The 20,796-nt window shown below is 72.6% G+C and carries 15 protein-coding genes; 4 read left to right on the top strand and 11 right to left on the bottom strand.

Annotated elements, in window-relative coordinates:
* Positions 1-26: 26 nt before the first annotated feature.
* From ACIQVD_RS02265 to ACIQVD_RS02245, 5 genes are all read right to left on the bottom strand, one after another.
* Positions 27-1,064 carry an ABC transporter ATP-binding protein gene (locus ACIQVD_RS02265; RefSeq protein WP_400686949.1) on the bottom strand — a complete coding sequence of 346 codons (1,038 nt, stop codon included), beginning with the start codon at positions 1,062-1,064 and terminating at the stop codon, positions 27-29.
* Entirely contained in the window at positions 1,061-2,080 is a 1,020-nt protein-coding gene (locus ACIQVD_RS02260; protein ID WP_400686951.1) for an ABC transporter permease, read from the bottom strand. The genes ACIQVD_RS02265 and ACIQVD_RS02260 overlap by 4 nt, the downstream gene beginning before the upstream one ends.
* 3 nt (positions 2,081-2,083) lie before the next feature.
* Positions 2,084-3,070: an ABC transporter permease gene (locus ACIQVD_RS02255; RefSeq protein ID WP_400686953.1), complete on the bottom strand. Its 987-nt coding sequence runs from the start codon at positions 3,068-3,070 to the stop codon at positions 2,084-2,086.
* Positions 3,071-3,084: 14 nt separating this feature from the next.
* A complete protein-coding gene (locus ACIQVD_RS02250; RefSeq protein WP_402285379.1) occupies positions 3,085-4,557 on the bottom strand; it encodes a GH1 family beta-glucosidase in 1,473 nt (490 codons plus the stop codon).
* A gap of 653 nt (positions 4,558-5,210) precedes the next feature.
* Positions 5,211-6,278 (bottom strand): LacI family DNA-binding transcriptional regulator, encoded by a 1,068-nt coding sequence (locus ACIQVD_RS02245; protein WP_400686957.1) that lies wholly within the window; start codon positions 6,276-6,278, stop codon positions 5,211-5,213.
* 713 nt (positions 6,279-6,991) lie between these two features.
* On the opposite strand from ACIQVD_RS02245, the gene ACIQVD_RS02240 reads away from it, so the two are divergent.
* Entirely contained in the window at positions 6,992-8,272 is a 1,281-nt protein-coding gene (locus ACIQVD_RS02240) for a glycoside hydrolase family 6 protein (protein ID WP_402285377.1), read from the top strand.
* 108 nt (positions 8,273-8,380) lie between these two features.
* Here the strand turns inward: ACIQVD_RS02240 and ACIQVD_RS02235 are convergent, their stop codons facing one another.
* Positions 8,381-10,999, bottom strand: coding sequence for a CBM35 domain-containing protein (locus ACIQVD_RS02235; protein ID WP_402285375.1), 2,619 nt, complete (start codon positions 10,997-10,999; stop codon positions 8,381-8,383).
* A gap of 421 nt (positions 11,000-11,420) precedes the next feature.
* Positions 11,421-12,320, bottom strand: a complete 900-nt coding sequence (locus ACIQVD_RS02230) for a hypothetical protein (protein ID WP_402285373.1) — start codon at positions 12,318-12,320, stop codon at positions 11,421-11,423.
* A 247-nt stretch (positions 12,321-12,567) separates the two neighbouring features.
* Between ACIQVD_RS02230 and ACIQVD_RS02225 the strand changes: the two genes are divergently transcribed.
* A complete protein-coding gene (locus ACIQVD_RS02225) occupies positions 12,568-13,479 on the top strand; it encodes a hypothetical protein (protein WP_402285371.1) in 912 nt (303 codons plus the stop codon).
* A gap of 228 nt (positions 13,480-13,707) precedes the next feature.
* On the opposite strand, the gene ACIQVD_RS02220 is transcribed toward ACIQVD_RS02225, so the two are convergent.
* The 4 genes from ACIQVD_RS02220 to ACIQVD_RS02205 form a co-directional block, all read right to left on the bottom strand.
* Positions 13,708-14,418 (bottom strand): type 1 glutamine amidotransferase domain-containing protein, encoded by a 711-nt coding sequence (locus ACIQVD_RS02220; protein ID WP_402285369.1) that lies wholly within the window; start codon positions 14,416-14,418, stop codon positions 13,708-13,710.
* A gap of 59 nt (positions 14,419-14,477) precedes the next feature.
* The gene (locus tag ACIQVD_RS02215; RefSeq protein WP_402285367.1) at positions 14,478-16,064 is read right to left on the bottom strand and encodes a succinic semialdehyde dehydrogenase; all 1,587 of its coding nucleotides are present in this window, start codon (positions 16,062-16,064) and stop codon (positions 14,478-14,480) included.
* A gap of 7 nt (positions 16,065-16,071) precedes the next feature.
* Positions 16,072-16,998, bottom strand: coding sequence for an acetoacetate decarboxylase family protein (locus ACIQVD_RS02210; protein ID WP_402285365.1), 927 nt, complete (start codon positions 16,996-16,998; stop codon positions 16,072-16,074).
* A gap of 106 nt (positions 16,999-17,104) precedes the next feature.
* Positions 17,105-17,680 (bottom strand): TetR/AcrR family transcriptional regulator, encoded by a 576-nt coding sequence (locus ACIQVD_RS02205; protein WP_400686973.1) that lies wholly within the window; start codon positions 17,678-17,680, stop codon positions 17,105-17,107.
* Positions 17,681-17,750: 70 nt separating this feature from the next.
* Between ACIQVD_RS02205 and ACIQVD_RS02200 the strand changes: the two genes are divergently transcribed.
* Positions 17,751-18,959, top strand: a complete 1,209-nt coding sequence (locus ACIQVD_RS02200; protein ID WP_402285363.1) for a saccharopine dehydrogenase family protein — start codon at positions 17,751-17,753, stop codon at positions 18,957-18,959.
* A gap of 684 nt (positions 18,960-19,643) precedes the next feature.
* Complete coding sequence (locus ACIQVD_RS02195) at positions 19,644-20,564, top strand: NAD-dependent epimerase/dehydratase family protein (protein ID WP_402285361.1); 921 nt, start codon at positions 19,644-19,646, stop codon at positions 20,562-20,564.
* The last annotated feature ends 232 nt before the right edge of the window (positions 20,565-20,796 follow it).

The following is a 20,796-nucleotide window of genomic DNA, read 5'->3' as shown; positions in this document are numbered from 1 at the left end:
GGGTGCGGTGGGGTCGACGGTGCCGGTCACAGGTTCCTCCCCAGGGATCGGGCCGGCGGTGCCGGCAGTCCACGGCCGCCCCCGTGCAGCCAGCACGCGGCCAGCCGCTCGGCGGAGTCGCCCGCGGGCACGGTGGTGGGCGGGAAGTCGACGGCGCAGCGCTCCAGCGCGAACGCGCAGCGCGGGTGGAAGGAGCAGCCGGTCGGCAGTGCGGTCAGGGCGGGCGGCGAGCCGGGGATGCCCTCCATCCGCACCCGTTCGCCGTGCAGCGCGGGGAAGGAGTCGAGCAGGCCGGCCGTGTACGGGTGCCGGGGGCCCTCGAACAGCGCCCGGGCCGGGGCGCGTTCCAGCAGCCGCCCCGCGTACATGATCGCGATGGTGTCGGCCAGCTCGACCAGGAGGGACAGGTCGTGCGTGATGAAGACGATCGCGAAGCCCAACTCGTCCTTGAGCCGCAGTAGTTCGGTGAGGATCTCGCGCTGGGTGACGACGTCCAGCGCGGTGGTCGGCTCGTCCATGATGACGATCTCCGGGTCCAGCGCCAGGGCCATCGCGATCATCACCCGCTGCCGCATGCCGCCGGACAGCTCGTGCGGGTGGCTGCGCAGCCGGTCCGCGCTGATGCCCACCAGCCGCAGCAGTTCCGCCGCCCGCTCGGTGCGCTGCGCGGCGGTCAGCCGGGCGCGGTGCGCCCGCAGCGCGTCGGTCAGCTGGGCGTCGATCCGGGCCACCGGGTTCAGGGCGTGCATGGCGCTCTGGAAGACCACCGAGATCTGGTTCCAGCGCACCCGGCGCAGCTCGGCCGCGTCGGCCGCCAGCAGGTCCAGCGAGCCGTCCCGGCCGTGGAAGCGGACCTCGCCGCCGGTGATCACGCCGGGGGCGCGCAGCAGCCGGGTCAGCGCGTACGCCAGGGTGGACTTGCCGGAGCCGGACTCGCCGGCCAGGCCGAGCACCTCGCCCCGGCGCAGGGTGAGGCTCGCGTCGGTGATGGCGCGCACCGCCCGGTCGCCCAGGCCGTAGTCGACGCACAGGTCGCGCACTTCGAGGATCGGTTCGCCGGTCACGGCTGGGCCTCCAGGGTCTTCGGGTCTCCGCTCTTCGCGGCGGTCCGCACCGCCGTGGGCGTGAACTCGCCGTCCGCGGAAGGCGGTTCGGTCCGGTCGCGGTCGCCCGTGGCGGTCCGCAGCACCGGGGTCAGCCCCAGCCGGAAGCGGACCTTGACGCCCCGGCCGCCGCGCACCGAGGACAGCCGCGGGTTGGTGATCTCGTCGATGCCGAAGTTGATCAGCGCCAGCGCGATGCCGACCAGGGCCACCGCCAGCGCCGGCGGCAGGTACCACCACCAGTAGCCGTTGATCGCCGCACCGGACGCCTGCGCCTCGTTGAGCACCGTGCCCCAGGTCACCGAGGCCGGGCTGATCACGCCGAGCCAGGCCAGCGCGGTGTACGTGCCGATGCCGTAGATCACCGTGAAGATGAACGCCGAGGCCAGGATCGGCAGCAGGTTCGGCACCACCTCGAAGAGGATGATCCGCCAGGTGCGCTCGCCGATCACCTTGGACGCCTCGACGTAGTCCTGACCGCGCAGCGCCATCGTCTGGGCCCGCAGCACCCGGGCGCCCCAGGCCCACGCGGTGACCGCGATCACCGAGCCGATCAGGAACGGGTTCGAGGTCTCCGACGGCGGCAGCGGCTTCATGATCACCATCAGGATCAGCAGGCCGGGCAGCGCGAGGAAGATGTTGGTCAGCGCGGAGAGCACCTCGTCGGCGAGTCCGCCCAGGTACCCGGCGGTGACGCCGACCAGGACGGACAGCACGTTGGCCAGCGCGCCGGCCAGGAAGGAGATCAGCAGGGTGTCGCGGCCGCCGGACAGCAGCCGGGAGAACAGGTCGTGCTGCTGCTGGTCGGTGCCGAGCCAGTACTCGGCGGAGGGCGGCAGCGGCAGGCCGCTGCTGCGGTTGGCCTGGAAGTCCGGCGCGTGCGGGGCGAGCAGCGGACCGACCAGGGCCAGCAGCAGCAGGACCAGCAGCAGCACCAGGCCGGTGGCCACCTTGCGGGAGCGGAGCATCCGGGGCATCGCTCAGGCCTCCTTGCGGGCGCGGGGGTCGAGGGCGACGTAGGCGATGTCCGCGATCAGGTTCACGGCCAGCACGGTGAACACGACGACCAGCAGGATCCCCTGGAGCAGCGGGAAGTCACCGGTGAGGACGGCCTGGTAGATCTGCCAGCCGACGCCCGGGTAGGTGAAGACGATTTCGGTCACCAGTGAGCCGGTGACCACCAGGCTGATCGACAGCGCGAAGTTGGCGATGGTCGGCAGGATCGCGTTGCGCGCGGCGACCGCCGCCACCCGCCACTGCGGCAGGCCCTTCGCCGCGGCGACCAGGACGTAGTCCTCGTCCATCGTGGTGATCATCAGGTTGCGCATGCCGACCACCCAGCCGGCCAGCGAGGCCAGCACCACGGTCAGCACCGGCAGTGCGCCGTGCTCGACCACGCTGAGCACGAACGGGCCGTTCCACCCGGGCGTCAGGTCGGCGTCCCGGCCGATGTCGTAGCCGTTCTGGTACGGGAAGAGGCCGCCGAAGAAGCCCAGCGTCATCATCACCAGGAAGGCCAGGATGAAGTACGGCACGGCCTGGAAGAAGGTGGTGGCCGGCAGCAGGCCGTCCAGCAGCCCGTTGCGCTTCCAGCCGATCACGATGCCGCCCACCGTGCCGACCAGGAAGGCCAGTACGGTCGCCGTGCCGACCAGTCCGAGCGTCCACGGCAGGCTCTCGCCCAGGATGGTCGCCACCGGCGAGGACTGCGAGGTGGAGACGCCCAGGTCGCCCCGGAGCAGGTGGCCCAGGTACGTGAGGTACTGCGAGAGCAGGCTCGCGTGGCCCCCGCCGTACTGGGCCTCCAGGGCCTTGACCGCCTCCTGGTCGAGGTTGGCCGAGCGCAGCTTGGACAGCACGTTCTGCAGCGCGCTGCCGGGCAGCAGCCGGGCCAGGAAGAAGTTGGCGGTCACCGCCGCGAAGCCGGCCAGCAGGTAGAAGCCGAGACGGCGCACGATCGTTCGCATCTGCGGGCGCTCCTTCAGGGTCGCCGGGTCAGGCCGCCGCGGCGGCTGGTCCGGCCGTACCAGAGCGCGCTGTTCTTCGGCGTGCGCCGCTGCGAGGCGAAGTCCACGTAGACCAGGCCGAAGCGCTTGGCGTAGCCGTACGCCCACTCGAAGTTGTCCATCAGCGACCAGGCGAAGTACCCGGCCACCGGCACCCCGGCCTCGATCGCCTCGTGCACCGCGCCCAGGTGCTGGTGCAGGTAGGCGATCCGTTCGGTGTCGTTGACCACGCCCTCGGGCGAGACGTAGTCCTCGCAGGCCATCCCGTTCTCGGTGATCACGATCGGCAGGCCCGGACGCTCCCGGTGCACCCGGTCCAGCAGGTCGCGCAGACCGGACGGGTCGATGCTCCAGTTCATCGCGCTGACCTCGCCGGGGGGCTGGTGGAACGCCACCCCCTCGGCGCCCGACCACGGACTGTGCTCGCTGCGGCCGTGCGCGTCGTTGCGGACGCCGCCGCCCGCCGAGACCACCGCCGGGGTGTAGTAGTTCAGGCCAAGCTGGTCGATCGGGGCGGCGGCGGTGGCCAGGTCGCCGGGCCGGACCAGCCCGTCCCAGTCCACCAGGTGCGCGGTGTCCGCCAGCAGGTCCTCGTCGTAGGCGCCGCGCAGCATCGGACCGAGGAAGACCCGGTTGCCCACCGCGTCGATCCGCCGGGCGGCGTCCAGGTCCGCCGGGCTCGGGGTGAGCGGCCGGACCTGGTGCAGGTTGAGCGACACCGACAGCTCGGCGCCGCGCGGCAGCACGGAGCGCAGCGCCGCCGTGCCCAGGCCGTGCGCCAGGTTGAGGTGGTGCGCCGCGCGCAGCGCGTCACCGGCGTCGGTGCGGCCGGGGGCGTGCACTCCGGAGCCGTAGCCCAGGAAGGCCGAGCACCAGGGCTCGTTCAGGGTGGTCCAGTGCCGCACCCGGTCGCCCAGCGCCTCGCCCACCAGCCGGGCGTACTCCGCGAAACGCTCGGCGGTGGCGCGCCGCGGCCAGCCGCCCGTGTCCTCCAACTCCTGCGGCAGGTCCCAGTGGTAGAGCGTGGCGACCGGCGTGATCCCGGCCTCCAGCAGCCCGTCCACCAGCCGCCGGTAGAAGTCCAGCCCGCGCTCCACCGCCGGGCCCCGCCCGGTCGGCTGCACCCGCGGCCAGGACACCGAGAACCGGTACGCGTTGAGGCCCAGCTCCTTCATCAGCGCGACGTCCTCGCGCCAGCGGTGGTAGTGGTCGGCGGCCACGTCACCGGTGTCGCCCCGGTGCACCCGGCCGGGCGTGCGGCAGAAGGTGTCCCAGATCGACGCGCCGCGCCCGTCCTCGTTCGCCGCGCCCTCGATCTGGTACGCGGAGGTGGCGCTGCCCCACAGGAAGCCGGCGGGGAAGTGGCGGACGTCCCCCGTGTCCTCCAGGAGGTTCACGGAGTTCGTAGAGACCGCGGAGGGGCCCGGTCGGGCCTGGACAGAAGACATGTGGGAGCGCTCCCATTCGTGGGCGTGACGCAAGGCTGCGCTGCGTCGCCGGCCGGGCCGGACGACTGCTGATGCTGAGGGGGGATTTCGGTGGTCCTTCGGCCGGAAGCGCGATACTGGAAGCGCTTCCACGGCTGTGCCGGAAGTTTCGGCTGTGTGAGGTCGGGGTGTCAAGGGCGTTGCCCGGGTGAACCGGAAACGCTTTGGAAGCGCTTCCAGTCGTCGCGCGCCACGCCGCCCCGCAACGCCATCCGCCCCGGCACCCGCTCCGCCCTCGAACGGCCGGCCGCCGTCGGAGCGGTCGACGGGCTCCCCCCGGCCCGGCGGGTTCGGGCCCGGGCTGTCGCCGCAGGTCGGCGCCGTCCGCCGAGCCCTGCCCCGACGTCCGAGCCGTCCCCGAACTACCCGGCGGCGCAGGGGCGGTGGGCCTTCCCTGATCGCCCCTGCGGGTGTCGCCCGGCTCTCAGCGGGTTCGAGCCCCGGCCGGCCGTCGATCGCGCCGCCGAACGTCAGCGCCGTCCGCCGTCCGCCGTCCGCCTCCTGCCGCCGTTTGTCGGAGTCCTGCCCGTGCGCCTGCCGCGCCCGACCGGCCCGCCGCCGGTGCGGGCGGCGGGTTCCTTCCCGGCCGTCTCCGCAGGTGCCGCCCCCGCTCCTCAGTGGGTCCCGCGGGTCGCGGCCGGGGCGGCGGTCGGGGCCGGGAGGGCGGGTGACGGGGCGGATTCGCGGACGGTCAGCCGGGTGGGCAGGATCAGCGGGCTCGGGTCCTGGCCGTCGATCGCGCCGACCAGCATCCGGGCCATCTCGTGGCCCAGGGCCCGCACCGGCTGGTGCACCGTGGTCAGCGGCGGGTTGGTCAGCCGGGCGCTGGCCAGGTCGTCGAACCCGATCACCGCCACGTCCTCGGGCACCCGGCGTCCGCGGCGGCGCAGTTCCCGGAGCGCCCCGATCGCCATGCCGTCCGAGGCGGCGAAGACCGCGTCCAACTCCGGGTGCGCGTCCAGGAGTCGGGCCATCGCCCGGACGCCGCCTTCCTCCTGGAAGTCGCCGGAGACCGCGTCCAGCAGGGGGACGCCGGCCAGCAACAGGCCCTCGGTGAAGCCCTGTCGGCGGGCCGACGAGACCCGCTGGTCCGCCTGGCCGGTGATCATCACCGGTCGCCGCCGACCGGTCCGGGCGAAGTGCTCGGCCGCCAGCCGGGCGCCGCCGCGGTTGTCGGCGTCCACGTACCAGCGCGGCTCGCCGGTCAGCGGCAGGCCGCCGAAGACCACCGGGACTCCGGGTTGTTCGCCCAGCCCGCCCAGCGGGTCGTCGCCGTCCAGCGGCATCAGCATGATGCCGTCCGCCCGCCGCGAGCGGACCGTCTGCCGCAGGCGTTCCCGGCCGCGCGGGGTGTTGGCCAGCAGCAGGATCAGCTCCAGGTCGGACTGTTCCAGCGCCGCGCTCACCCCCACCACGACCTCGGCGAAGAAGGGATCGGCGAACAGCCCGGCCTCGTCGCTGGAGGCGGCCAGCACGACCGCGCCGACCTTGCGGGTGGCCAGGGCCCGCGCGGTCGGGTTGGGGACGTAGCCCAGCTCCTTGACCGCCCGCTCCACCGCCTCCCGCTTCGCCCGACTGACGTGCGGCACGTTGTTGATCACGCGCGAGGCGGCGGTACGCGAGACGCCGGCCCGTTCCGCCACTTCGTCGAGGGTCGGCATGCGCCTGGGCGACGGCTCCATCGAAACACTTGCTCCTCGGCTTCACGTGGCGGCGGACACTGCGATGATCCCACGCCCCCGGCCGTCCGGATCGTGACCCACCGGAGCCGACACCCGCGCATGCCCGGTTTTTCCGGTAGCGCTTCCGGCCGCCGACCCGCCACCCGCCCCACCCCGGACGCACCGACCGTCCCGGCCGCCACCCGCCACCCGCCACCGTCCTCCGCCGGGCCGCTCCGACGCCTCGACGTGCGGCACCCGGCCGCTTCGCGCCCGCCTCAACCCACCCCACCCACCTGTCTGAGCTGCGAAAAGAGGACCCACACCACCCCCCGGCTCCCCTCGACGGCCACTCCGGACCGCACCTGACCGCCGTCGCCCGGAGCGCCGCCGACCGTCCGCCCGCGGCGGCGCCCCCGCCGCCCGGCCGCTCGGAAGGCTCTTGACACGTCCGTCGCGCACCCCCCACCATGAGTGCCCACGGCGGCCCGGGTCGGCGACAAAACTGGAAGCGCTTCCACATGGCGAGCCTTCCGACGCACTGCCGACCGCCCCGCCCCGTGCTTCCCGCCTGCCCGCCCGCCCGCGCGCACGTACGCACTGCCGCCCGCACCACCGGTCCGCGTCCTCGACGGCGCGCCGCCCGGCCCCGCGTGCCGCAAATCTGCCGGACCCCGGCACCGGGCACATCCCCACCCACCCCTGCCCCACCCCGTACGAAGGAGACCTTCCCCATGAGCAGAGTGCGACGGTTGCTCGTCCCCGTGGCCTGCGCGGCGCTCGCCTCCGGCGGCCTGGGCGGCGGAGTGGCCGCTGCCGCGTCCGGCACTCCGGCGGTCGACCACACCCTGCCCGGGAACACCCGCTTCTACGTCGACCCCGAGGCCGGGGCGGCCCGGCAGGCGGTCGCCGACCTCAAGGCGGGCAAGGTCCAGGACGCCCTGCGGATGGCCCAGTTGGCCAGCTGGCCGCAGGCGATCTGGCTCGACTACGGCACCCCCGCCGAGATCGGGAAGGTCGTCCGGAAGACCATGCTGGCGGCCAAGGCCACCGGCACCGTCCCGGTCTTCGTCCTCTACAACGTCACCGGCCGCGACTGCAGCTTCTACTCGGCCGGCGGCGCGGCCGACCCGGCGGCGTACCGGGCCTGGGTCCAGGGCGTCGCCGACGGCATCGGCACCGGCCGCGCCGCCGTCATCGTCGAACCCGACGGCCTGGCCCTGCTGCCCGAGGACTGCCCCGAGGGCGACCCGGACGGCACCCGCACCGAGCAGCGCTACGCCGACATCCGTGCGGCGGCGGACATCATGGAGGCCCAGCCGAAGACCTCCGTCTACCTCGACGGCGGCAGCAGCAACTGGCAGCCGGTCGGCGAGCTGGCCGGACGGCTGATCAAGGCGAACCTGTCCAAGACCCAGGGTTTCTCGCTGAACGTCTCCAACTACCAGCCCAGCGACCAGCTCAACCGGTACGCCACCTGGGTCTCCACCTGCGTCTGGTACGCCACCGAGGGCCCGGCCGAGGCCCGCGGCCGGACCGACACCTGCGCCAGCCAGTACTACTCGCCCGCCGCCCCCAACGACGGACAGCCCGGCAACGCCGTGGACTTCTCCGACCCCTCCACCTGGAAGTGGGTCGACGCCTGGTTCGACCAGGCCGTCGGGAAGCCCCCCGTCAAGGACCTCACCCACTACGTCCTGGACAACAGCCGCAACGGCCAGGGCGCCTGGATCCCCCCGGCGGGCAAGTACACCGACGCCGAGCCCTGGTGCAACGCCCCCGGCCGCGGCATCGGCGTCCGCCCCACCGCCGACACCGGCCGGCCCCTCGCCGACGCCTACCTCTACGTCAAGACCATCGGCGAGTCGGACGGCACCTGCCACCGCGGCACGCCGGGCCCCGCCGACCCCGAGTACGGCAGCGAGGACCCCGCCGCCGGCGCCTGGTGGCCGGACTTCGCCCACACCCTGGCCCGGAACGCGAACCCCGCCCTCACCTTCAACCTCGGCCGCTAGGGCCTGTCTTCGAACCCTTGCCGCCGACGGACCACCGGGCCGCCGGATCGCCCACCGGGGGAGGCGCATCCGGCGGCCCGGTGCCGCTCTCTCCGGGTGGCCCGGCGGTCAGAGGGTGACGGTGGAGACGGAGGCGGCCCACCCGCCGGGGTTGCCGAACCGGATGGTGTTGTCTCCGGCCCGGAGGGTGACGGCGACGGTCTTGGCCTGCGGGACGGTCCAACTGCCGTTGCTGGGGAAGTCGACGGCGGTCGGGGCGCCGCCGTCGACGCTGATGTTCCCGGTGCGGGCGCCGGCGTCGCCGTTGATGTAGTCGATCCGCAGCTGGTAGGTGCCCGTGGTCTCGGCGGGGACGGTGAAGGTCAGGGTGCCGGTGTTGGTAGTGCCGCCGATGAAGCCGACCAGCTTGCCGTCGAGGCAGGTCGGGCAGGCGGTGACCTGCGCCTGGCCGCCGAGGGTGCCGTCGGTGTCGGCGAAGTACAGCCGGCCGGTGGGGACGGTGGGGACGCTGAGGGTGGCGATGGAGGCGGCCCACCCGTCGGGGTTGCCGAACCGGATGGTGTTGGCGCCGGCCTTCAGGCCGACGGTGACCAGCTTCGACTGGACCGTGGTCCAGCTGCCGTTGCTGGGGAAGCCGACGGGGGTCGGGGTGCCGCCGTTGACGGTGATGTTCCCGGTGCGGGCCCCGCTGTCGCCGTTGATGTAGTCGATCTGCAACTGGTAGGTGCCGGCGGTGGCGACCTCGACGTCGGCGAAGGTCAGGGTGCCGGCGTTGCCGGTGCCGCCGATGAAGCCGACCAGCCTGCCGTCGGGGCAGGTGCCGCAGGCGGAGACCTGCGCCTGGCCGCCGAGGGTGCCGGCGCGGTCGGCCTGGTAGGTGGAGGCGCCGACCGGTGCCGCCCAGACCTGGGCCGCCTTCAGGGCGTCCGGGGCCGCCGCGCAGGCGGTGAGGTCGACCGGGGTGCCGGAGGTGCCGGTGGTCGCGCCGTAGACGTCCGCGCACAGGCCCGCGCCGGCGGTGGACCCGGCCAGGACCAGGTTGCCGTCACGCCCGTAGGACCAGTTCTGGTAGCCGGCGTCCGCGGCGGCGCCGCAGGCGTCGACCCGCAGCCACCGTCCGGACTGGCCGTTGACGGCACTGGTCGTGGTGCCGGACGGCGCGGTCAGGCACTGGGCGGTTCCGCCCGCTCCGGGCTCGACCAGACGGACGGTGCCGTCGGCCCTCAGCCGCCACTGCTGCTTGGTCGCCCCGGTGCAGGTGGCGATGTCCACCGCGGTGGCGGACCCGTACCGCTCCAGGCACAGCGGGGCGCTGTTGATGCCGCGCGGGCTGGCGGATATCTGGCCGGTGGGGGTGTACCCGGCGCAACCGGCGTTCGGGGTGATCCTCAGCATGGCGTTGTCGTGGCTGCCGATGTTCGCCAGCGCCACCGACCCGGCGGAGGCGGCGGAGGTGTTCCCGGCCCAACCCTGGTTGCCCCAGAGGTCCTTGACGGTGTAGCCGCAGCCGCTCCCGGCCGTGTCGAGGCCGAGCGCTGACAGGCTCAGGATGTAGCCGGCCTGGACGGCGGGGCCCTTGTTCAGCACGACGGCGGCCAGGCTGCCGTCGGACAGCGGCTTGGCCACGAGCTCGACGCCGCTGCCGGAGTTGGCCGGCCCGTCGCCCATCCGCACGGCGCCGGCGCCCAGGGCGTCCTGGTCGACGCCGATCACCTCGGAGTTGCTCAGGGCGGCCAGCGCCGCCGCCGACAGGTGGGGGACGTCGGTGCTCAGGATCAGCGGCGACGACGTCACCGAGTACAGCGCGATCTGGCTGCGGGTCTCGGCGTCGGTCAGCTGGTCGGGGATCAGGAAGTCCGGGTCGTTCCAGTTCCCGGGGCCGGAGTAGCGGGCCAGTTCGGTGTTGTAGCCGTACTGGGTCAGCACGCCCGCCTGGTTGCCCGGCTTGGTCCAGGCGCTTCCGCCGGCGTGCGCCATCTTCACGTCGTAGCCGCTGCGCCAGAGCTGGCTGCTGCTGGCGGAGGCGTCGACGATCGAGTACCAACTGCCCAGGTCGGTCGGGCCGATGGAGAAGTAGGCGGGCGCCGAGTTCGAGAAGACCAGGTCGCGGTGGCCGGCGTTCTTCTTCAGCGCGGCGGCGAAGGCGGCGTAGTCCTTGGTGTACCCGGCGAGGTTGTTGTCGGCCGAGGGCATGTTGCAGCCGTCCAGCTTGACGTAGTCCACCTCCCAGGACGCGAACAGGTCGGCGTCCTGCTGGAAGTGGCCGTAGTCGCCGGGGTAGCCGCCGCAGGTCGAGTTGCCGATGTCCTCGTAGATACCGAACTCCAGCCCCTGGCTGTGTAGTTGACGACCGATGTACGCCATCCCGTTCGGAAACCTGGCAGGGTCCGCCACCAGGTTGCCGCTCGCGTCGCGGGAGTGCGTCATCCAGCAGTCGTCGATGGTGACGGTCCGGTACCCCTTGGCGGCCAGCCCCGAACTGACCAGGGACGCCGCCTGACCCAGGATCAGCGCCTCGGACGGCCCGACGTCACCGCTGTTCGGGTTGTCGGCCGAACACCCGAACCGGGCCCAGTTGTTGTAGCCCATCGGAGGAGTGACCGCCAGCGCGCTCCCCGAAGCACTGGTCGCCCCAGTCGAGGCCCGCGCCGCCTGCGGGGCCAACACCAAGCCCGCCAGCACGATCGCACACACGGCGACGGGCCGGAACCGGAGAGAGCGTTTCATGCCGGTACTCCTTCAACGGACGAACGGAACGCCCCCGGGGCCTCTCGCCGTCACGAACCGGCCCATCCCGAGAGGCGGATGGAGCCGATCGCCGGGGCCGGCCCACGCGGGTAGTGCGGCAATGGCAGCAGCACGATGCTCGAATGTCAATGAAACTGGCCAGTACCAACCATCTTCAATCATCACCGCGCAACTCCAATCACCCGGGTGAACACTCTCCCGTCAGGAGATGCGGTGGGAAGTGCCGAGCAGAGACCACGAGGTCGGGCAGGCGGTCCATCGCATGGCGCTACGCGGTGCTACTGATCGTGACGATGTGATGCCGGCCTCGCGCCACCGCATCGCGGCCACCGCCTGACCTGTCGACCCGCCTCCCGGAGGCCCGTGGCCTCCCCGTCCGGCGGGGCCGGGCGCGCAGCGTCTACTGGCTGCGGGCCTCCGGGATGCGCCAGGTGATCAGAAAGCGCTCCGACGGGGGCTGGCCGGGCCGGCCGACCGGGATCATGCTCTTCACGAGGTAGCCGAAGACCTGGTGCCGGGCCTCCTCGGAGATCTCGTCCCAGGTGTCCGGAGTCAGGGTCATCACCTCGCGCACCAGGCTGTGGTCGTCGGCGCGCAGCATCTCGATGCGGTCCTCGCGGTCCATCGTGTCGTCGGCGTGCACGGCCCGGATCGAGGCCGGGAGCAGATTCGGCTCCGCGCGCAGGCGCCGGACGATCTCCTGGCAGCCGTAGCGGAAGCCGAGGTGCATCTCCAGCGCTTCGTAGTCCGGGTCCCGGTATCCGTGGGGTGAGCCGCTCTCGGCCCCCATGCAGTCGCCCTTGAGGATGCGCAGCAGCGCACGCAGCGCGAACTCCGCGCCGTGTTCCTCGATGAGCCGGACCCCGGAGCTGACCCAGTCGTCCTCTGTCAGTGCGGGCTCGTGCGGGACGGCGAGGGACGGGTGGATCTCGACGGCGTTGAACGGATCCAGCGGCACTCCGGCGACCGATTCCGGCGTCCACTCGCCGTTCTCGCCGCCCCAGCCGTGCAGCGTCAGCTCCCGGGCGGACCTCATGGTGCCCGCTTCGCCGGTGTGCACCGCCCGCCACAGGCGTTGGAACCGTCGGACCTCGCCCTGTGGACCCCTGGGTGGGTCGCACTGGTCGGCCAGCACCGCGACGATCGCCCGGACGGTGTCCCACCTCGGTACGTGGAGACCGTTGAGGGCGGTGCGGACGCCTTCGTGACTGGGGCAGCCGGGGAGGTCGGGCCGGTCCGCGATCAGGGCGCTGATCCTGCGTGAACTCAGTTGCCCGGCCGCGCGCTGCAGTTCCTGCAAGGCCCGAGCCAACTCCTGCCGTGTGGCGGTTGGTTGGTGGGACGGAGCGGCTGCCACGCTTGACAGGCCGCCTTCCTGGGTCGGATGCCAGACGGCCGCACGCTCCTGCTTTGGCGGTTGCCAGGTTTCGTCGGACTTTTCCGGGGCTGGCTGTCAGGACGGTGACAGATCGTTGGCGGCGGTGTCGAGGATAGGCGTACGCGCCGGACTGCGGCCGCGTTCCGCCCCCCCCGGCGGAGCCACACCCGTGCACATTCCCGCCCATGCCCGGGCCACGATCCGCTCCGTCCTGCCGATGGCACCCACTTCGCGTCAAGTCGCTGCACCGGACTGCTTTTTGTGCGACCAGCCGTTCGACGGTCGGGCGGCCGTCCCGCTCGGGCCGACTCCGACCACGGGCCTGTTCGGATGCCGGGACTGCCTGACCCGGCTGGTGAAACGGGCCCGACGGTTCCGCGACAGTGCGCTGGTCCAGGAGGCTGACCTGGCGCACGTGCAGTCGGCGGCGTGGACCGCGGCCCGTCTCCGCCACTTGGCTTCCCTCGAACACGTGCGGCGGGCTGCGGAAGCCGTGACGGGTCTCGCCGAGGACGACGACGTCGAACCGCTCGAGGTGGCGTGGCTGCTGGTGTCGCTGGAGTCGGCGTCTACCTGGACCGCCGAGGACGCCCCCCGTCCGCCTTTCGAGCCGGCGGACGAGGAGTTCCGGGAGGCAGGCTTCCGGCTCTCGCTGGAGATGATCGCCGCTCGTGAGGCCGTGGCGCGGCGTCTCGTCTACCACCTGATCAACGAAGCCGCACTGCCGGAACCGGAGTCCTGCGCGGAAATGGAGTGCCCGGAGCCCTGCTCCGGCCGTCACGACAGCGAGCACATCGACTGCGGACCGGACGCCGTCTTCGAGGACCTGGCCCGCCGCGGGATCGAGCCGGAACGCCCCGACGACCTTCCGCCGCCGCGGCGCAGATTGCCGGTCGAGGAGGAGCCGCTCACCGGCTTCGACGGCGACCCGGGCGAACTGGTGGACGGGTACGGGGAGGTGCCGACCTACTTCGGGCTCGACCACGAGCACAGCGAAGTCCTTGTCGACGCCGCCGCGGTCGGACTGGTGGCCGACGCCTGGCGCGACGGTCCGCTGGACGCGATCCATGCGGAGCCGTAGGGTCTGGTCCCCGGCGACCGTCGTGGACCAGCGCTTCGTTGATGAGTGCCTGGGACTGCTCGACCTCTTCGGCCTCGGTGCGGACCGCGGGATGCAGCATCTCGGCGAGGAGCCGGAGCGGGTGCTCGTCGCCCTTGCCGACGTCCACTGCCCGGTCGCTGGCACGGAGCGCGTCCTCCGGCGACATCCACCCGGCGGCCTCCTGTCACGGAGGGACCGCGTCTCGACTCAGCCGCGCTCCTCGGACGCGTCGCCCTCGACGGCCTGGACGACCTTCTTCGCCGTGGCCTTGGCCGAGCCCGGGTTCTGGCCGGTGACGAGGTTGCCGTCGGTGACGACGTAGGGGGCGAACGGCAGTGCTCCCTTCTCGTAGAGCGCGCCGCGCTGCTTGGCCCTCTCCTCGGCGTTGTAGGGGACCAGTTTGTCGACACGGGCGAGGACCTCCTCGGTCCAGGCGAATCCCGTCATCTTGCGGCCGGCGATGAGGTAGGAGCCGTCGGAGAGCCGGGTGTTGAGCAGGCCGCAGTAGCCGTGGCAGACCGAGGAGACGATGCCGCCGCGCTCGTGGATCTCGCGGGTGATGCGCTGCAGGCCCTCGCTGTCGGGGAAGTCGTACATCACCGCGTGTCCGCCGGTGAAGTAGATCGCGTCGTACTCGGAGGAGTCGATCCGGTCCGGGCTCGCCGTGTTCCGGAGCAGCGCCATCCTCCCGGGGTCGGCGCGCCAGGCTTTGGCGGTCTTGTCGTAGTTCGGGAACTTCAGCGCACGGGGTTCGAGGGGCACCGCGCCGCCGGCCGGGCTGACGAGCGCCTGCTCGTAGCCGTGTTCCTCGAAGACGTGCCAGGCGTGCGTGAGCTCGGAGAGCCACAGGCCCGTGGCGTGGGACGGGTCGTCGTAGTGGCCGACGTTGGTGACGACGTGGAGGACGCGCTTGGTCATGACTGATCTTCCTTCGTGCGGGCCGGGACAGCGAGGCGGCGCACCGTCCCGGGGAGGGGTCAGCGGGCGCCCAGGGCGCGCAGCGTCTTGAACGCCCGGGTCAGGATCCGCGCCCACCGCTCGGGCCCGACTCCGCGGGGCGGGGCGAAGCCCTGGAGGCGCTGGTGGGCGACGGTCTGGGCCTCGGTGTACTTGAGGAGCCCGTCGGCGCCGTGACGGCGGCCGAGGCCGGAGTCGCCCATGCCGCCCATGGGGGCGTCGATGCTGCCCCAGGCGGCGGCGAACGCCTCGTTGACATTGACGGTGCCGGCGCGCAGGCGTGCCGCGACCTTGCGGGCCCGGGCGCCGTTGCGGCCCCAGACGCTCGCGTTGAGGCCGTACGGCGTGGCGTTGGCCATCGCCACTACCTCCTCGACCGACCGGTAGCGGTAGAGCGAGACCACGGGGCCGAACGTCTCGTGGTCGAACAGCGTCATCTGCGGGGTCACACCGGTCAGGATCGTCGGCTCGTAGAACAGGGGGCCGAGGTCGGGCCGGGCGCTGCCTCCGGCCAGTACGGTGGCGCCCTTCGCCACCGCGTCGTCGACGTGCGAGCTGACGGTGTCGAGCTGGGAGAGAGTGGTCAGGGAGCCCATGTCCACCGAGAAGTCGTAGGCCGCGCCCACGCGCATGGCCCGGGTGCGCGCGACGAACGCGGTGACGAACGCGTCGTGGATCTCGTCGGCGACGTAGAGCCGTTCGATGGACACGCACAACTGGCCGGCGGAGGGGAAGCAGGCGGCGACGGCGCCGGCGGCGGCCTTGTCGACGTCGGCGTCGGCGAGGACGACCATGGCGTTCTTGCCGCCGAGTTCCAGGGACGCGCCGATCAGCCGCTCGCCCGCCTCGCGCGCGATCCGGCGTCCGCTGGCGGTGGAGCCGGTGAACATCACGTAGTCCCCGCCGGCCATGAGCGCGTCTCCGATGGAGCCGCCGCGGCCGACCGCCATCTGCCAGACGTCGGCCGGCAGGCCGGCCTCGCGCATCAGGGACAGCGCCCACAGCGCGGTCAGTGCGGTCTGGGTGTCGGGCTTCTGCACGACGGCGTTGCCGGCCATCAGGGCCGGGATGGCGTCACCGGCGGCCATGCTGAGCGGGTAGTTCCAGGGGGAGACGACGGTGACGACGCCCTTGGGGTGGTGCAGTTCGGTGGTGTGGGTCAGCACCGGGATCGCGCCCTTGCGGCGTTTGGGCGAGAGCAGCCGCTGTGCGCTGCGCGCGTAGTAGCGGGCGGTGACGGCGATGTCGCCGACCTCGAGGAAGGCGTCGCGGCGGGTCTTGCCGCTCTCGGCCTGCATCAGGTCGAGGGCTTCCTCCTGCCGCTGGAGGACGAGGTCGTGGAAGCGCAGCATGATGCGCTTGCGGTCGGCGACCGGGGTGGCCGCCCAGCCGGCCTGGGCGGCGCGTGCCCGGGCGAAGGCGTCCTCGACGTCGTCGGGGGTGGAGACCGGCAGGTCCGCGAGCGGTGCGCCGGTGTACGGCGAGGTCGTGGTGACCCGCCGGGCGTCGGCACCGGCGGCCACCAGGGCGGCCAGGCGGGCGAGGCGGGCCGGCGTCAGCGAGGTCGGGAGGGCGGCTCGGAGGTGGCCGGTGTCCGTGGTGGTCATCTCGTCCTCAGCTCCGGTCCCGGACGGAGGTGGGCACGGGCATGTGCAGTGCCAGCTGGCCCTCGGTGGTGACGTCGAGCCGGATCGTGCGGATCGGCTTCAGCGAACGCAGGTCGTCGCTCATCCGGCCCTGGCCGAGCTGTAGGTCCAGGCCGCGGGGGAACCGCGTGGTTCCCGAGGAGAGCACGTTGATCTGACTGGTCGTGGAGTGCCAGGCGCCGTCGATGGTGGTGTAGGAGGTCAGGGTCGAGACGTGCGCCCCGGTGGGCCGGGCGGTCTGCTTCGGGGTGGGCGCCGCCAGGGCGAGGTCGAGCCCTCCCCGGTCGTTGGCGATCCTGGCGGACGTGCGCTCGGTGTCGATGCCGACGTCGAGCTCGGTGACCCACTTGGGGAACCCGTAGCCGTCGTGGCCGCGCACCTGTGCGATCTCCGTGCTGACCGGCAGCGAGAGGACGTAGGAGTGCAGGGAGTCGTTCTTGAGCCCGGTGGCCAGGTCGAGCAGGCCCAGTCCACCGTGCCGTGCCGGCTTCACGGCGATGCCGACCGCGGCCTCGGTGTAGAAGTCGATGTCGCACACGTCGTAGCGGAAGGCCATCACGGAGACGACCCCGAGCCCCGGGGCGATCTCGAGCGGGTCCAGCTCTCGGGGCAGGCGGGCCCGGACCGCTCTGGTCGGCGCGAGCATCGTGAGCCGGGCCGTGGAGATGCGGTAGTAGAAGTTCGGCGTCAGGGTGGGCCCGATGCGGGAGTCCACGCGGCTCTTCGGCATCCGGCGGAAGAAGTCGACGCTGCTGACCTGCGGGTCCCGCACGACCTCGTCGAGGTCGGTGTCCATGCGGAACCGGTCGTAGAGGCCGCCTTCGGGGACGGGGACGAGACGCCCTCCGAGGTCGACCTCCACGGTCCGGCCGGTCGGTTCGCCGATTGATGACATGGGCCCTCTCCTCCAATGTGAGCATCGCTAACATCGAGGGTCGCACGGGATGTGAGCACCGTCAACAACGGAGGGTGCGAGGCGCGCGAGGGCTGGGTGGCGCGCGTCAGGAGCCGACCGACGTGATGGCGAGGAAGGCGCTGCGCACCCGGTCGGCGACCTCCTCCTCCGATGCGGCGTGCAGCTTGCCGTCGAGGTGCAGGCAGGCCAGCCCGTGGGCGAGCCCCCAGCCCGCCGACGCCAGTGCCGAGGCGTCCGCACCGGGGAAGACGCGATCCAGTGCGTCGGCCAGCAGTTCGTGCAGGGCGTCGGCGGCCTTGATCCGCTCGTCGTCGGCGCTGTCGCAGGGCTTGCCGAACATCACGCCGAACAGGGCCGGGCGCCGCAGCGCGAAGGCGACGTAGGCGACGGCGAACTCGGCCAGGTCCGAGGGCGAGGCGGGCAGGCCGCGCCCGCCGCCCAAGTCGGTCAGCAGGTCGCGGAAGCCCTCGACGGCCAGCGCGGACTCCAGGGCGTCGCGGTCCTTGAAGTGCCGGTACGGCGCGGTCGGCGACACACCGGCCTGGCGTGCGACGGCGCGCAGCGAGAAGGGTTCGCCGTTCTCCAGCATCTCCATTGCGGTCGACAGCAGTGCCGCTCGCAGATCGCCGTGGTGGTAGCTGCTCTTCTCGGATGTTGACATCGCTTACTTAGTCCTCCTATGCTGTGTTAGCACCGTAAACATATCGTACGTCCGAAGGAACCGAGCCTCGATGTCCCCACGCACGGATCCGCGCCGCTTCGATGTCGTGCTCCTCGGCGCCACCGGCTTCACCGGTGCTCTGACCGCCGAGCACCTCGCAGCCCACCTCCCTCCCGGAGCCAGACTCGCCCTGGCCGGACGCCACCAGGCCGGGCTGGAGGCCGCTCGCGACCGTCTCGTCCGGATCAACCGGCAACTGCAGGACACCGCACTGCTGCACGCCGACTCCTCCGACCCGCGGTCCCTGGCCCGTGTCGCCGAGTCCGCACGGGTCGTCATCACCACGGTCGGCCCCTACCTGGAGCACGGCGAACCGCTGGTCGCGGCCTGCGCCGCGGCCGGCACGGACTACGTCGACCTCTCCGGCGAGCCCGAGTTCGTCGACCGGATGTACGTCGAGCACCACGCGACGGCCGAGCGGACCGGTGCGCGCCTCGTTCACGCCTGCGGCTTCGACTCGATCCCGCACGACCTCGGCGCGCTCCTCGCCGTCCAGCAGCTGCCGGCCGGGGTACCGGTGACCCTTCGGGGAGTGGTCCGCACCAACGCCACCATCTCCGGCGGCACGCTGCACTCCGCTCTCGGCCAGCTGGCGCGCCCGCGCGCCATGCTGCAGGCCGCGGCCGGACGCCGCCGTCTCGAACCGCGACCGCGCGGACGACAGGTCCGCACCCGCATCGGCCGCCCCCGCCGCGACCGTACGCTCGGAGCCTGGCTGATCCCGTTGCCCACGATCGACCCCGACGTCGTACGGCGCTCCGCACTCGCCCGCCCGGACTACGGGCCCGACTTCACCTACACCCACTACGCCGGAGTCCGGCGCGTCGCCACCGTCGCCGGCGCGCTGGTCGGCTTCGTCGCGACCCTGGCAGCCGTGCAGGTCCCTCCCCTGCGCCGCGCCATCGGCCGACGCATCCCCCGGGGAGAAGGGCCGTCGGCGGAGCGACGCGACCGTACCTGGTTCACCGTCGACGTCATCGGCGAGGGCGGCGGTCGGACCGTGCACACCCGGGTCAGCGGCGCGGACCCCGGCTACACCGAGACGGCCAAGATGCTGGCCGAGTCGGCGCTGTGCCTGGCCTTCGACGACAACCCACCCACCGCCGGCCAGGTCACCACCGCCACCGCGATGGGAGAGAACCTGCTGCGCCGACTCGGCGACGCCGGCATCTCCTTCACTGCGGTCACCGCGCAGACGGCGCCCCACGGCGGACGTTGAGCGGGGCGGCACCAGCGCGCCGATCGTGCTCGTCCCGCCGGCGGTGGCCACCGGCTCCGGCTACTACCGGCCACTGGTCGCTGAGTGTGAGCGACACGGGTGATGAGCCCGAGCGCCGTGCCGGCGGGGGTCCGAGCGCGGCGAACCACAGGCGGGCCGACGCGGGAACCGGGCCCACCGCGACGAGATCGACGACATCGCACGAGCGGTCGCCGCCGCGCGGGCGCAGTCACCCGCGCGGCCCTACGGGGGCCTCCACGCCGCTGCCACGGCGGCACCGGCGGTCCCGGCGACGGCAGCGGTGTTCGGCGACCTCCCGAAGCCGGCGTTCGGCGGCCCCGGGGCGCGCACCTCGACGCGGGAACGGGCGCGCACGGTGCTCACCGGCCGACCGCCGCACACGCTCGACCGGCCGGCCACTGCACCGGCCCCCGTCATCAGCCCGGGCGACGGCGCGTTGGCACCGATCGGAGCAGTCGACGACCTCGCTCGCCTCTTCCCGCCCACCTCGGTGACACGCTGGCACCACACCGGTGACCAGGCGCCTGCGGGCTCGACCGACGACCACATCGGCCGGGTCCGCGCCCCGGCCACGGTGGTCGGCCGCATCGTCACGTGGCGGCACGGCACTCCTCGCAGTCGAGCTGCCGCCGGCACCCGCACCACCCACCTCAAGGAGATCCCATGCAGACCGTTCTCGGCGCCGGCGGACCGATCGCCGACGAGCTCGTGAACGAGCTCCACCGCCACCACACCGAGGACATCCGCCTCGTCAGCCGCAAACCTGTGAGGGTGAACGACACCGACGAGCTCGTGGCCGCGGACCTCACCGACGCCGACGCCACCAGCCGTGCCGTCGCGGGCAGCGACATCGCCTACCTCACCGTCGGCCTGCCCCTGGACTCGGAGCTGTGGGAGCGGCAGTTCCCCGCCATGATGCGCAACGTCATCGACGCCTGCGCCGAACACGGCACGAAGCTCGTCTTCTTCGACAACACCTACATGTATCCCGGGGATCCGACGCCCCAGACCGAGTCGACGGCATTCGCACCGGGCGGACGCAAAGGACGGGTCCGCGCACGGATCGCCACCACGCTGCTCGACGCCGTGCAGGCCGGACGGGTCGAAGCCCTGATCGGCCGCGCGCCCGAGTTCTACGGCCCCGGCCGGACGAAGAGCTACACGAACTCCCTGGTCTTCGAGCGGATCAAGGCGGGCAAGCGGCCGTTCGTCCCGATCGACGCCCATGCCAAGCGCTCCCTGATCTGGACCCCCGACGCGAGCCGCGCTCTCGCCCTGCTCGGCAACACGTCGGACGCCTACGGCCAGACGTGGCACCTGCCCATCGACCCGGACCGGCAGTCCTACGCCCAGCTCATCGGGACCGCCGGCGAGGTCACCGGCCGCAGAATCGGCTACACGGTGCTGCCGATGCCCGCCTTCCGCCTCGGCCGCCGCTTCGTCAAGCCGCTCGACGAGATGTACGAGCTGCTCGTCCGCTACCGCGCCGACAACATCTTCGACACCTCGAAGTTCGCGGCCCGCTTTCCCGAGTTCCAGGTCACGAGCTACCGGGAGGGAGTCGAGCGGATCCTCGCCGGCTGACACCTGATGGCGAGTCGATCGCCAAGACGGTCGTGCGGCGGGCGGCGGGCGGCGGGCGGCGAACCGGCGCCGGTTCCGCCGGTGGTTCGCTTCCAGCAGGCCCTCGTCCCGCAGCAGCCGCAGCACGGTCGCCGGGGAGACTCGGCGGCCCGCCCGTACCTTGCGGTGGCCCCGGGCCGGGCACGTGAGCACGCGCCGGCAGGCGGCTCCCGGATGCTCTCGCGGGTCGGGC

Source organism: Kitasatospora sp. NPDC090308 (genome assembly GCF_044769485.1).
Classification (GTDB): Bacteria; Actinomycetota; Actinomycetes; order Streptomycetales; family Streptomycetaceae; genus Kitasatospora; species Kitasatospora fiedleri.
Note: the sequence above shows the minus strand (reverse complement) of the source record. Positions and strands in the feature narration are given on the sequence as shown.